This is a genomic window from Streptococcus sp. 27098_8_69, assembly GCF_041432445.1.
Taxonomy (GTDB): Bacteria; Bacillota; Bacilli; order Lactobacillales; family Streptococcaceae; genus Streptococcus.
Map to the genome: position 1 here is coordinate 19,242 of NZ_JAPVZO010000027.1, position 14,622 is coordinate 33,863.

10 protein-coding genes are annotated in these 14,622 nt (G+C 41.7%); 1 reads left to right on the top strand and 9 read right to left on the bottom strand.

Translation table 11 applies throughout. The annotated features are described in order from the left end of the window. Positions 1-7: 7 nt before the first annotated feature. From folE to O3658_RS08930, 7 genes are all read right to left on the bottom strand, one after another. The gene (folE, locus tag O3658_RS08900; RefSeq protein WP_000380927.1) at positions 8-562 is read right to left on the bottom strand and encodes a GTP cyclohydrolase I FolE; all 555 of its coding nucleotides are present in this window, start codon (positions 560-562) and stop codon (positions 8-10) included. A 1-nt stretch (position 563) separates the two neighbouring features. Next, positions 564-1,862: a folylpolyglutamate synthase/dihydrofolate synthase family protein gene (locus tag O3658_RS08905; RefSeq protein ID WP_371560960.1), complete on the bottom strand. Its 1,299-nt coding sequence runs from the start codon at positions 1,860-1,862 to the stop codon at positions 564-566. Between the two features lies 1 nt (position 1,863). Next, a complete protein-coding gene (gene folP, locus O3658_RS08910) occupies positions 1,864-2,808 on the bottom strand; it encodes a dihydropteroate synthase (protein WP_045762650.1) in 945 nt (314 codons plus the stop codon). Between the two features lie 140 nt (positions 2,809-2,948). Next, positions 2,949-4,148 (bottom strand): phosphoglycerate kinase, encoded by a 1,200-nt coding sequence (gene pgk, locus O3658_RS08915; RefSeq protein WP_371560963.1) that lies wholly within the window; start codon positions 4,146-4,148, stop codon positions 2,949-2,951. Positions 4,149-4,522: 374 nt separating this feature from the next. Beyond that, on the bottom strand, positions 4,523-5,059 hold the full coding sequence (locus tag O3658_RS08920) for a hypothetical protein (protein ID WP_049504539.1): 537 nt from the start codon (positions 5,057-5,059) through the stop codon (positions 4,523-4,525). Between the two features lie 294 nt (positions 5,060-5,353). Beyond that, positions 5,354-5,818: an IS200/IS605 family transposase gene (tnpA, locus tag O3658_RS08925; RefSeq protein WP_371560965.1), complete on the bottom strand. Its 465-nt coding sequence runs from the start codon at positions 5,816-5,818 to the stop codon at positions 5,354-5,356. Between the two features lie 228 nt (positions 5,819-6,046). Continuing rightward, complete coding sequence (locus O3658_RS08930) at positions 6,047-11,083, bottom strand: G5 domain-containing protein (RefSeq protein WP_371560967.1); 5,037 nt, start codon at positions 11,081-11,083, stop codon at positions 6,047-6,049. 299 nt (positions 11,084-11,382) lie between these two features. Here O3658_RS08930 and O3658_RS08935 point away from each other — a divergent pair, with 299 nt between their 5' ends. Beyond that, positions 11,383-13,014 carry a Na/Pi cotransporter family protein gene (locus O3658_RS08935; RefSeq protein WP_371560969.1) on the top strand — a complete coding sequence of 544 codons (1,632 nt, stop codon included), beginning with the start codon at positions 11,383-11,385 and terminating at the stop codon, positions 13,012-13,014. Between the two features lie 134 nt (positions 13,015-13,148). Here the strand turns inward: O3658_RS08935 and O3658_RS08940 are convergent, their stop codons facing one another. Both O3658_RS08940 and pepA read right to left on the bottom strand, forming a co-directional pair. After that, positions 13,149-13,445, bottom strand: coding sequence for an enterocin immunity protein (locus O3658_RS08940; RefSeq protein WP_045762653.1), 297 nt, complete (start codon positions 13,443-13,445; stop codon positions 13,149-13,151). A gap of 24 nt (positions 13,446-13,469) precedes the next feature. Beyond that, the gene (gene pepA / locus O3658_RS08945) at positions 13,470-14,534 is read right to left on the bottom strand and encodes a glutamyl aminopeptidase (protein ID WP_371560971.1); all 1,065 of its coding nucleotides are present in this window, start codon (positions 14,532-14,534) and stop codon (positions 13,470-13,472) included. Between the last annotated feature and the right edge of the window lie 88 nt (positions 14,535-14,622).

The following is a 14,622-nucleotide window of genomic DNA, read 5'->3' on the forward strand; positions in this document are numbered from 1 at the left end:
GGATTTTTTATAGTCCCATCAGACGATAAGCCTGATCCCGAAGATCCTTATCTGTCTCAAATAGACCACGAGCTACTGTAGTCAAGGTCGCAGTTCCTGGTTTTCGAACACCACGCATACTCATACACATATGCTCTGCTTCAATGACAACAAAAGCTCCCTTAGCACCCAAATACTCCATCAAGGCATCAGCAACTTCGATATTCAAACGTTCTTGAATCTGTGGCTTTTTAGAGTATACTTCCACCGTACGAGCTAACTTTGATAAACCTGCTACACGCCCATCTGGGATATAGGCAATGTGAGCTCGACCATAAAATGGTAAGAAGTGATGTTCACACATGGTATGGAAAAAGATATCCTTTTCCACTACCATATTGTCATCGATAATCTCAAAAGATTTTGACAGGTGCTCTTCAGCAGTTTGCCCAAGACCTGAAAAAATCTCTTGGTACATACGAGCGACACGGGCTGGTGTTTCCTGCAAGCCTTCGCGATTTGCATCCTCACCAACTGCCTCGATAATCATTTTTACAGCTTCTTCAATCTTTTGTGTATCCATTCTAATTCTTCCCCTCCATTAGGTAGGCTCTCACTTGGGCTAAAAAGTATAATGAACCCGTGATAATCCTAACTGTTTTTTTCTCTTCATTTTCTGATAATTTTTGGTCTAGAAATTCTTGCCAATCTTGGAAGTTGAGATTCCTAGAATCAGTCAGCTCTTTCAAGACTTTTTCATCCGTCGCCCGACTATCCTCAAAATGAGTTAGCGTAATCTTATTATCGGGCAAGGTTTCTAGCAAGTCCAACATATCCTCCAAGGCCTTGGTTTTAATACAAGTAAAGAGGATTTCCTTCTGATAGTCCGTAAAGCGTTCTTTCAAGGTAGCCAACAAGGCCTTGATAGCATGAGGATTGTGTGCTCCATCCAAAATCATCAAGGGTTCTCTAGAAACAACTTCCAAGCGTCCAGGCCAGCTTGTTTCTTCTAAAGCTTGAGCCACTAAAGCATTATCTGACAATTCTCGATCAGTCGCTTGGCAATAGCTATCTAACAAGGCCAGCGCCATCCCTGCATTCTCTATCTGGTGCAAACCCAGCAATCCTGTCTGGAAGCGACCTTGTCTAACAGCACTTGTATAGTCAAAGACCTCGCCAGTTACAATACTCTCATAATGACTGACTTGATAGGCATCTCCATAGGCGATTCTGGTAGCTTGTTTCGCTTTTGCAATCTGATCAATAACCACCAAGGCTTCTGGGACAATGTGACCAGTCACTAGAGGAACTCCTTGCTTGATAATCCCTGCTTTCTGCTCTGCTATGGCTTCCAAGCTATCCCCTAAAAGCGCTACATGATCCAACCCGATGGTAGTGATGCCTGTTAGGGTGGGGTGACAGACATTGGTACTATCCAAAAGTCCGCCCATACCAACTTCCATAATGGCCACATCGACTTGTTCAGAAGCAAAATAGTCATAGGCTATGGCAGTGATAATCTCGAATTCTGTCGTTCCCTGCAAGGCTTGAGCATGCTCCCCTTCAAGTAATAAACGATAACCCGCCATCAAGGACTCTAATCTTGCTTCTGGGATAGATTCCCCATTAATGGCAATCTGGTCGGTATAATGAATCAGATAGGGTGAGCTAAAGACTCCAACTCTTAGCCCCATCTTTTCCAGCATATTTTTCAAAAAGGCTATAGTAGAGCCCTTGCCATTGGTTCCACCGATGTGGATAACCTTAAGCTTAAGATGGGGATTGCCTCGTAAAGCTAAAAGCTCTACCATTCTTTCCAAACCAAAGTGCGGTTGGTCTGTCCGGTAGTGGGCAATCCACTGATTGGTTTCGTTTTTATTCATCTTACTTATATTGTTTCAAATCTAAATTTTCCGCATGGTCTGCCAGACGGATAGCAGACGCAATTTCGACTGCCATCTTGTGGCTGGCTACATCGTGCACGCGCACCACTTCAACACCTTGTCTAGCAGCAATACTGGTTACATGAGCCGAAGCCGTATCACGATTGCGGAAGCCAGCTTCAGTATCTGGATTTACTTCAAATCCATTTTCTTCTAGAATATTGATGACAAAGCGCTTGCGTGAGACTCCTAAAAAGATAGGATAGCCCATCTCGTGAAGCTTATCAAGGTCACGTAGGAGGATGAGATTTTCCTTTTTGGTCAAACCAAAGCCAATCCCTGGATCCAGCATGATGTTTTCTTTCGAAATCCCTGCTTTTTCCGTTCTTACTAGAGCACGATCAAAGAAAGCTGTCATCAATTCTTCAACTGATAGTTGTTCAAATTCAGCCAAGTCTTCCTTTGTAAAAGTCTCTCCAAAGCCAAAATGAGGAAATATGAGTGAACTAGGGTGCTGAGGGCGTGCCATGACTGGATTGAACATGATGACCACCTGAGCTTCAGTCTTAGCAACCACCTCTGCCATCTTCTCATCACCCATGAGGCCTGTAATGTCATTGACTATATTGGCACCAGCCTGTAAAGCTGCTTCTGCCACCTGACTCTTCCAAGTATCGACCGAAATCAGAACATCACTTTCTTGACGAATAGCCTGAATGACTGGAACCACACGCTGGATTTCCTCTTCAATCTCAACATAGCTACTTCCAGGTCGAGTAGATTCTCCACCGATATCTAAGATAGTGGCACCTTCAGCTATCAATTTTCGAGCCTGTTTTAAGGCTTCCTCAATAGCAAAAAATTGGCCTCCGTCAGAAAAAGAATCTGGGGTGACATTGATAATACCGCAAATAGCTGTTTTTGTAAGATTCTCTCTTTTTTCCACGATTATCACTCAAATTTCATTTAGATTGGTATTCCTCTATTTTACTGTTTTTTTTGGATTCTGTCCAATTATCCCTCGGTACTCCCAAACTTTAAAAGAGCGCAAAAAAAGGAGAACCTGAGTCCTCCTTTTCTATATTCTTATTTTTCAGTCAAAGCTGCAAGCCCTGGAAGAACTTTACCTTCGAGAAGTTCCATTGAAGCGCCTCCGCCCGTACTAATCCATGAGAACTTGTCTGCACGTCCAAGGTTGATAGCTGCGGCAGCTGAGTCACCACCACCGATGATTGATTTAACGCCTGGTTGTTTCACGATAGCGTCCATCACACCGATTGTACCAGCTTGGAAGTCAGGGTTTTCAAATACACCCATAGGTCCGTTCCATACAACTGTTTTCGCACCAGTCAATGCTTCATCAAATTTAGCGATAGATTTTGGACCGATATCCAAACCAAGGAATCCTGGGTCTACTGCTTCACCTTCAGTGTCTTTCACTTCAGTGTAGTCAGCAAATGCATTAGCTTCTTTTGAGTCAACTGGCAAGATCAATTTGCCGTTTGCTTTTTCAAGAAGAGCTTTCGCAACATCCAATTTGTCTTCTTCTACAAGTGAGTTACCGATTTCGATACCTTGTGCTTTGTAGAATGTGTAAGTCATACCACCACCGATAAGAACTTTATCAGCTTTTTCAAGCAAGTTTTCGATAACACCGATCTTGTCTGAAACTTTTGAACCACCAAGGATAGCCACGAATGGACGTTCTGGAGCTTCAACAGCTTCTTGGATGTATGCAATTTCGTTTTCAAGAAGGAATCCAGCAACTGCTTTTTCAACGTTTGCTGAGATACCAACGTTAGATGCGTGTGCACGGTGAGCTGTACCGAATGCATCGTTTACGAAGATACCATCTCCAAGTGATGCCCAGTATTTACCAAGTTCAGGATCGTTTTTAGATTCTTTCTTACCGTCAACATCTTCAAAACGAGTGTTTTCAACCAAAAGAACTTGTCCATCTTCAAGAGCGTTGATAGCTGCTTCCAATTCAGCACCACGAGTTACACCTGGAAGGAATGTAACTTCTTGACCCAATTTAGCAGCCAAGTCAGCAGCTACAGGAGCAAGTGATTTACCAGCTTTGTCTGTTTCTTCTTTTACACGTCCAAGGTGAGAGAAAAGAATCGCACGTCCACCTTGTTCAAGAATGTACTTGATAGTTGGAAGAGCTGCAGTGATACGGTTGTCATTAGTAATCACGCCATCTTTTACAGGTACGTTGAAGTCAACACGAACGAGAACTTTTTTCCCTTTCAACTCAACGTCTTTAACAGTCAATTTTGCCATTTGGAAAGACTCCTTAATTTTTTTTACGTGTTAATTATATCACAAAATCAATAAAAGAGATAGCAAAACCTTAAACTTTTATCCTGAAACAACTCTCTCTAGTAAATCAGACTTACTCTTTACTCTCTGAGGAAATCCCTCACTGTTTTTATCTTCATCTATGGTATGTTGCTCATTTATAGAGAAAGAGCTAATGTCTGGAGTTGTGTCTTTATTTTTTGAACTAACTCTTCAGAAACCGTTCAATTTTTAAAAATCTATTTTGAAAGTTTTGCATTGCGATAGAAAAACTCTCAGAAATATCAGCATCGCATGTCAAAGAGTTCAATCACTTTTGTTCAGTTTAATTTCAAATTAAAGACCTATCTGCATCTCTAATTAAACCTATCCTGATACTTCATATTAAACAGCCACTGAAGATTGACCACGGGCTTAGATTGTACATCAAGTATGGGTTTAAGGGTCTCTCTAATCTCTCCTTTTATCTTTTTTTCATCAATTGTTGCAAGATCAATTTCTTTATACTCTTTATCGAGGGCCCACTCAAGCTCAAAATTCTTATCAAACTTATAGGACACATCGTTTTTATCACTGTAACTATAACCTCCAACAGACTCTCCAAAACTTGTAGGATAACCACTTGAATCGATAGAATTTTCGATAAAATTCGCTCCATCATCATCATAGCGAATACCTTCAATTTTCGGAGTATAAATCTCCCCCATGTTTTCAATCAACATGACTAAGTCAGGCTCTGTCCCCTCTTTATGAGGTATCCGTTGAGCATAATAAACTGAGTTAGATAGCAAATTAATCGTAGTAACAGCATACATACTCGCTCCTATAAATACTACTAAGCCAAGGCTCACTACTACAATGATTACAGCAATGACTACTTTTAACAATTTCATCTTCTTTTTCCTTTCTTATCCCCAAACCAATTCTTGATGGGATTAACGATAAATAGCTTTTAAAACTCAATATACATAATCAATCTTCAAAGCAAAACATGCAGATATCTCACTACAACAATCCTTATGAAATAATAAAAATCTTAACATAATCATTCTAAGAATCATAACCACCCGTCAAACGGGTGGTTTGTACCAGGGCTATAAGCCCAAATTACCAGCCAGCGCCTAAAGACGCTGGCTTTCACGTTGTTCAAGCCTCATTGCTCTTGACTTCTTAAAGAGGCGTGAGTATTACTTACTACTGTCCCTAAAGGGATCCTCATATTCTTTCACACTTAATTTATCTAGTGCTATATCATGTTTTTCCTGTTCTTGGATATATTTCTTAATTGTGGCTTCATTGAGTCCAACCGTACTCACATAATAACCTTCTGCCCAAAAATGCCGATTCCCAAACTTGTACTTGAGATTTGCGTGTTTGTCAAACATCATGAGTGCACTTTTGCCTTTTAAATAACCCATGAAACTTGAAACACTTATCCTTGGTGGAATACTTACTAACACATGTACATGATCAGGCATTAAGTGTCCTTCGATAATCTCAACACCTTTATAACTACATAATCGGTGGAATATTTCTCCCAAACTACTTCGATATTGATTATAAATGATTTTTCGTCTATACTTAAGGGTGAACACAATGTGATATTTACACATCCACTTTGTGTGTGATAAACTATGTGCCTTTTGTGCCATATTTTTCTCCTTTCGCTTTACAATTGGCTTGAACACCTTTATTGTATCGCGTTTGGAGTTTTTTTGTATAACCTTCGACGCGCACCCGCATAGCGGGTGGTTTATTTGTCTCGCACCTAACGGAGCGAGACGGACTGAAAGTCACATAAATGCAAAAAGGCAGGAGCCAAAAATGGCTCTTGCCTTTTAATACTATTATCTTGTCAGACAGTAATTTAGAAGTTCAACTTACTCTTCTTTTTTCTTTTGTGCGAGAAGTCCAAAACCACCAAGAACTCCAACCAATCCAAGAGCTACTAGATTTGCATCTACTCCTTCACCTGTACTTGGAAGTTGTTTTCCTTCAGGTTTTTCAGCTTGGGCTTCTGCTTTTGATGCTTCCTGCTTAGCTGCTTGTACTACTGGAGCAGGGGCAAGAGGTTTGTCAGCTTGGGCATCCACTTTTGGTCCAATCTCAACAATCTCAGTTACAGTTTCTTTGACAAGTTCTGTACCCTTAAGACTGCGTTTGCCTTCAGCATCAACTTCTATAAGATTTCTACGAAGTCCTTCCACTCCAGCTTGAACTAGACGATGTTCACCTGCTAAAAGGTTTGAGTTTTCTCTTTCTTCACGTCCAAATGCAAGAACTTCTTCTTCAACTACCAGGCTTGGTTTCTTAACTTCCAAGACTTTTGGTCCTTCTAGTGGCTGAACACGGCTTTCTACTTTGGTACCAACTTCAATAATCTCAGTCACTGCTTCCTTGACGACTTCTGTCTTAAGAAGTGTACGACTGCCTTTAGAATCTACCTCAATCAAGTGACGGATTTGACCAGCCTCACCTGCTTGAACCAGACGGCGTTCACCTAGTAAAAGCTCTCCTGTCGGACGCTCTTGGTGTTTGAAGGCTACGGCTTCTTCTTTCACTTCCAATTCTAGTTTTTCGAGAACAAGATTTCCAGAACCGTCCAATGGTTGAACACGGCTTTCTACCTTAGTACCAACTTCAGTGATTTCTGCAACTGCTTCCTTGACTACTTCTGTTTTAAGAAGAGTACGGTTACCTTTGGCATCCACTTCAATCAAGTGACGGATTTGACCTTCTACACCCGCTTGAACAAGACGTCGTTCACCCAACAAGAGGTCTCCTGACGGACGTTCTTGACGCTCGAAGGCTTGAGTTTCTGTCTCAACCACTAATTCAGGTAGTGCTTCAACTGTTGGAGCAGTTTCGCCTTCTTCTAAGCTACCCACATGATGGCTTTCTTCTGCAGGAGCTAGTTTCTTATTCAGCTTTTCTTTCATGTCCGCAAAGGCTGCTGGAGTTGGCGTTTGTGAAGATAATAAAGCCTCAGCTTGCGCAATCAACTCAGATTGAGGATCTTTTTCAAGGACGGATTCGAGCAAGCTTTCCAATTCTTCTCTAGCAGTTTGATAACGTTGATTGCCATCCAAGTCTGCACTAGCTTGTTTCAAGTCATTCAAAGCTTGGTTGACTGCTTCTTGACTAGCATCGTGGTTTTCTAAGATAGCTTTTGCTGCATCAATCTTCTCAACAAGAGCTGCTTGTTTTGCTGCATCCGCAAATATATAAGCTAATGTTTCTTTGCGTCCTTGAGCAGATGTGATTTTTTGTTTCAGGTATTCGTCGTTAATGGCTGCCTTAGGTGATACGAGGACATCAAAGTCGACAGTTTGTCCTTGATAGTGTAACTGAAGTTTTTGACGGCCTGTTTTTTGAGCATCATAGCCTGTAATTTCGACTCCTTGGTCTGTAAAGCTATGTTCTGTCTCAGTTTCATCATCATACAAGACCTTGAAACGTCCTTCTGATAAGTCAAGAGTATCGCCTACAAAGTAATCAATTTTCGGTTGCTTGCTAATATACAAGGCTGCGACTTCTTTTGGACCAGCTTCTTCACCAGTCACTTGAACCTTGAAGCTGCCTGCAACTGGAAGACCAAGATAGGCTACTGTCAACTCTTGTTCACCATGATGGTGAGCATCGTAGCCGTTAACAACTACACCTGCATGACTAAGGTTGATGACTTCGTCTGCTTCTTCACCCTCATATTTAACACGAAGAAGACCACCTTTGAGATTCAAGTCCTCACCATCTTGGTAACTTGTCTTTTTAGGTGCCACTTCTAGACTGACAGCCTTAATCTTTCTCTCATCCTGAGGAATCGTTACAGCAAGAGTATTACTGATTTCTTTACCTGGCAATTGTGTACGATAGTAAAGAAGGCTCGGACGTTTTTCAAAGCTCAATGGATCTGTCGCCAAATCTCCTCCAACTGCTGTATTTAAGGTAGCGATTGGAGTTTGTGAATCTGCCTTGTCATAAACTGTGATGGTTGCCCCAGCAGGAACTTCTGAGAATCCAAGCTGAATCTTATTGTCCGTTAGAACACGCGCTGCCACTTTAGCCATTGGAATGTTCTGACTCTCCGTATCAAGAGTTTCATACATCTTCCAGTTGTAGATACGGATGGCTTTCCATGGTGTTCCATTGTCAGATGTGATAACATTCAAGCGCCAGTCTTGGGCTGTAATTGGGCTATCAAGGGTGATATCTGAAACATGGGCTTTATTTCCACGAACTGCTTTAGCTAGTTTCCATTCTCCAGCTTCATCCTTGTAGTAGAGGTCGAAGTCCTTCGTGTTCATCAAGCCGTCATTGACAGATTCTCCACCAGCACCGGCATGGTCCATGACCCATCTAACGACACGGCGTGGTTGTGTCAAACGGATATCAACGCTACCACTCAACTGAGCAGAAGACCATTTGTCAGATAGGCTGGTGATTGTACCATTCAACATACCTTCGATGCCTTCTCCGCCTTCTGTATTTGGGAAGGTACTTCCAATAACAGTCGCTCCTGGAACGATATTTTCTGCTAATGGTCTTGGGAGACTTGTATCTTGAACCGTCATGCCCCATTCGAAGTTTGTGGTTGCAGCTTCAGAGCGAAGGCCATTCTTCCCAACTGCGACAACCTTCAATTCTTGACTAGTGCCAGTTGCACTAGCTGAACGGCTAACTTTTGGTAGGTAGATAGTAGTTGCTGATGATCCTGTCAATAGACGCCAAGCATCGCCATCCTTTTCATAAACTTCATAGAAGTCAGCATCTTTGTTACCTGTAAATTGGACAATAGCTTCTGCTTCTTGGGCATTTTTGAGAGATTGTTTGACTACTTTAAGAGCTGTTGGTGCTTGAGGAGCCTCTTGATTATCTGACACAGTCAACTCACCCAAGTTAAATTGATAATCCTTAAGAGCAGCAGTGTTTTCGAAAGTAAGTTTGATACCGTAAATGGTCTGACCTGCCAAGGCACTCAAGTCAAATTCATCTTTTGTCCAATCGTCAGATAGAGTCAGTTCCTTACGAGCATTCTCGCCACCATAGGTATAGTTTTTCTGTGTTGCAAACTCTACATAGACCTTGCTTCCCTTACCACCTTTATGGGCAACCCGAAGTTTTGTTTTATCTGTTACTTCCAGTTTTGTAGAGTAGAGGCGAACATCTTGGTTGGTATTTTCAGCTAAATCACCCGCGAACTTGAGTGAATTTCCGCCATTGTAGGCATCTTCAAAGTCATAGTCAGCTTGGAGTTTAGCAGCTGAAGATGTTTGCCACCAACGCCATGTAGGCAAGATACCTGATACAGAACGATAGTTCCATTCAGAATCCTTAGAAACTTTACCGTCTACAAACCACTTTTTACCATGTCCTGTGTTAAAGGATGTTGTAAAGCTACGTCCTACTGCTGGTGTGCGGTCAGCTACGAGGTTAGCAATCCCGTACCAGTCCTTGTCATCTGGTTTTTGGCCAGTTGGATCTCCTTGGTAACCTGTGAAGAAGATATTTTCATTCTTATGATAGTCTTCTCCTGTCTTACCAAGACTAGTGATAGTATCAGGTGCAAAGAGTCCAAGCGACAAGCGGAGCTTGCCTTTTTCATCAAAAAGGGCATCCCATTTCACTTTTGTCTTGTAGGAACCACCTTGTTGCAATTCCAAACCTGCAAAGACATCGTACTGACTACGACCTAGCCATTGTGCCATCGTTACAGAGTAATCATTTTTCTCTTTAGTCCAGTTAAAATTTGCAAAGAAGTGATCTGCAGGTACTTTATCGCCTTCTTTTTCCATGAATTGATAGTTGTACTCACCAAGTCCATCCTCATGGTAACGGCCATATTCATAAGTCATGGCATCATACCAAGAATACTTAACAGGATGGTTAACTTGAGCTGCATATTCCTTGGTGTAAAGCATGAAGTCACGCATTTTCTTACCAAGAGGCGTTACGATATCTCCTGTTGTTTCTTGGTTGATAAAATAGCCGTCAAAGCCATAGTATTTAGCCAAATCAACCAATTTACGAGCGATAGGGAAAGTACCGTCTTCATCTTGTTGAAGGGCTGCAGCAAATTTTTCTTGGTCTGCAATACTATTAGACCAGTTGAAGAAGAGTGTACCCAATACAGGGACACCATTACGGTGACCAGCATCAATCACGTCCGGAGTTGGAACGAGCCCTTCCCAGAAGACCATTGAATTCAAGTATTGCCAGTAGTCAAAAGCATAGGCTTTAAATTCTTCACCACCTACAGAAGCGTGGTCTTTAGCCTTAGAGTTGGTATTGGCAAGAGCTTCAACCTTGGCGTCCTTATTGGCTTTTTCATTGACAACATGTCCACGATAGCGCTTGGCTAGTTCTACTGAAGAGCGGTTAATAGCGTCGTCTTCACGGGCACCCGGTTCCCATTTCAACAAATCTTCCCAAGTGTCAAACTTAATTTCTTTTGGTCGAAGACTTTTTTCTTCTTTCTTAGGAACATCTGAGACAGTTGCTTTCTCTTCAGCCTTATTTTCTGTAGCCACAGGTGCTTCTTCAGCCTTATTTTCTGTAGCTACAGGTGCCTCTTCAGCCTTAGGCGCTTCAGCAACCGGACTAGCTACTTCCTTATCAGCTGCAGTCAATTGGTCCAAGGTTGGTTTTTCTTCTGAAATAGGTTGCTCACTAACCTTGTTTTCTGTCTCTTCCAACTGCTTTAATACCTCAGGTGAAGCTGTAGTTGGTTGCTCTGATGTGGTTGGCGATGCTTGCTCTGTAGCCACGGCAGTAGTCGTTGTTTCATTCGCTGGGATTGCAACTTCTTCTGCTAGAGCTTGGTTGGCAAATAAAACCGAACCAATCATCAAAGAGCAGGCACCAACTGATAATTTTCGAATACTATAGCGGCAACGTTTCTCAAAAAATGGATTCTTCATTTTTTCTCCTTCCACTTCCAAAAGTAAGCGCTTTATTTTTATTTAAAAAAAGTAACTGCCCTTAAAATAGCAGAACTGTTCATTTTCATTTTACGATATTTATAAGTAGAGTCAACAGTCATCCTAAAATATCTATAAAGGGGTGAATAAATGATATAAATTAGACAATCAACCGCCTTTTTTCTACATTTAAATGATATTTTTCTAAAAAAACTGTATTTACTACTTGTTAGATTTACTTTTATCCTTTAAAATAGAATGGGAGAAATTCCGCGATTATTTTTCGGAGGAAAAAGAAAATGTCCATTAATTGGCAGGAAATTATTTTTCACTTTTTAGGTGGTCTGGGACTGTTTTTGTATAGTATCAAGACCATGGGAGACGGTTTGCAACAAGCAGCTGGAGACCGCCTTCGTTATTACATTGACAAATACACAAGTAATCCCTTCTTAGGGGTCTTAGTGGGGATTGTCGTCACTGCCCTCATCCAGTCAAGTACAGGTGTAACGGTTATTACGGTTGGACTGGTCAGTGCTAGTCTTCTCACACTTAGACAGGCCATCGGGATTATCATGGGAGCCAATATTGGAACGACCGTAACGTCCTTCATCATCGGTTTCAAACTTGGTGAGTATGCCCTTCCCTTGATTTTCCTTGGAACCATGTTCTTATTCTTTACAAAAAACCGTACTGCAAATAATATTGGACGTATCCTTTTTGGTGTGGGTGGTATCTTCTACGCCCTCAACCTCATTAGTGCTGGGATGAGCCCTCTTAAAGACTTGCCTCAGTTCAAGGAATACATGATTACCTTGGGGCAAAATCCTATCTTGGGAGTTGTGGCTGGTGCTGTCATTACCGTTCTGATTCAGGCATCTTCTGCAACCATCGGGATTCTACAAGGTCTCTATGCAGGTGGATTCCTCGACCTCAAAGGGGCACTACCAGTCCTATTCGGAGATAATATCGGTACAACCTTAACGGTTATTATCGCAGCAGCCGGAGCAAACATCTCTGCTAAACGGGTTGCAGCAACACACGTTACCTTTAACGTTTTAGGAACTATCCTCTGCTTAATCTTGTTAGGCCCATTCACTTCGATGATTGAGTACTTCCAAGCTTTACTTCACCTCTCACCTGAGATGACAATTGCCTTCTCACACGGTGCCTTTAACGTAAGTAACACCATCGTACAATTCCCATTCATCGGTGCTTTGGCTTACTTTGTAACTAAGTTAATCCCTGGTGAAGACGAAGTTGTTAAGTATGAACCTCTTTACTTGGATGAACAACTCATCAAGCAAGCTCCTTCTATCGCCCTAGGAAATGCCAAGAAAGAACTCTTGCACTTAGGAAACTATGCGGTTAAAGCATTTGACCTTTCTTACGACTACATTATCAATTCTAATGAAAAAGTAGCTGAAAAAGGACACAAAACTGAAGAAGCTATCAACACAATCGACGAGAAATTAACTCGTTACCTCATTAGTCTTTCTAGTGAAGCATTGAGTCAAAAAGAGAGTGAAGTCTTAACCAACATCCTTGACTCTTCTCGAGACTTGGAACGTATCGGTGACCACGCTGAAGCTTTGATTAATCTTAACGACTACTTGCAACGCAAGAATGTTCAATTCTCTAACTCAGCCCTAGAAGAGTTGGAAGATATTTACTGTCAAACAAGCGATTTCGTTAAAGATGCTCTTGAGAGTGTTGAAAACAATGACCTTGAAAAAGCTCAAGCTCTTATTGAACGCCATGAAGCCATCAACAAGATGGAACGCGTCCTTCGTAAGACTCACATTAAACGTCTCAACAACGGCGAATGTTCTACCCAAGCTGGTGTCAACTTTATCGACATTATTTCACACTACACTCGCGTGTCAGATCACGCTATGAACCTTGCTGAAAAAGTTTTGGCTGAACAAATTTAATACTCAATGAAAATCAAAGAGCAAACTAGGAAGCTAGCCGCAGGCTGTACTTGAGTACGGCAAGGTGAAGCTGACGTGGTTTGAATTTGATTTTCGAAGAGTATAAGATAAAAAAATGCTTTGATTCGAACGAATCAAAGCATTTTAAATAGTTCTCCAATCATAATGGAAGAGGCAGCTGCGCCCTTGTACCTAGCTTCTTCCTTTTGGATATAGCTGGCCAGATTGACTAACTCTGGCGCAGGAGTCTTGGGATTCTTGAGAAGTTCAAGTGTGACTAGCCCTGAAAGTCGGACTGCAAGCAAGCGTTCATTGGTGCTGGGCAACTGCTTAGCAGTTTCTAGGAGTGCAGCCACTAAATCTTCACTCAAGTTTTGACGGGCATGATTGTAAAGGTCCCGTATCAAGGTTTCTAGGTTTGGTTCTTCCATACCTATCACCTCCATCTTTTCAGTTTAATAATTTTTGATCAAATCTACAGTAGAGCGATCTAATTTTTTAACCAAGGCTTGTAGGAAAGCTTGAGCTTCTAAGAAGTCATCCATGGCATAAAGTGTTTGGTGTGAGTGGATATAACGAGCGCAGACACCGATTGTTGTAGATGGAACACCACCATTTTTCAAATGAGCTGCTCCTGCATCTGTACCACCTTTTCCACAATAGTATTGGTATTTGATTCCAGCTTCTTCAGCAGTTGTCAAAAGAAAATCTTTCATGCCTGGGAGAAGCAAGTGACCTGGATCGTAGAAACGAATCAAGGTTCCATCACCAATCTTCCCTTGACCACCATAAACATCACCTGCTGGTGAGCAATCCACTGCAAGAAATACTTCTGGATCAAATTTTGTTGTAGATGCATGGGCACCACGAAGTCCAACTTCTTCTTGGACGTTAGCACCAAGGTAAAGTTCATTTCCTAGTTTTTGGCCTGACAAGTTTTCAGCCAACTCGCTAATCATGAGCACACCGTAACGGTTATCCCATGCTTTTGAGATGATATTTTTTTCATTAGCAGTTAGGATTGCGCTACTATCTGGAACAATTGTATCTCCAGGACGGATACCAAAACTTTCAGCCTCAGCCTTATCTGCAAAACCACCGTCAAAAACGATATCTGAAATAGCTGGCATGGTTGGTCCACCTGTGCCACGAGTCAAATGTGGAGGAACTGAACCTGAAATTACTGGAATCACACGGCCTTGGCGAGTGAAGAGTTTAAAACGTTGGCTGCTGACAACCATCGGGTTCCAACCACCGATTTCAACTACTCGGAAGGTTCCATCTGGTTTGATTTCGCTAACCATAAAACCAACTTCATCCATGTGAGATGCTACTAAAACGCGAGGTGCATTGACTGCTTCTGAGTGCTTAACCCCAAAAATGCCACCCAAGCCATCAGTCACCACTTCATCCACGTGAGGTGTTAATTTTTCACGAAGATAAGCGCGAACAGGTGCTTCATGACCTGAGATAGCGGAAAGTTCTGTTACTTCTTTGATTTTAGAAAATAATGTTGTCATTTCTATCCCTTCTTTCTTTCAACCATTTTACCACTTTTTATAGGAGAAGGGTAGTGGAAATCAACATTTTACCAAGTAACTTACTCTT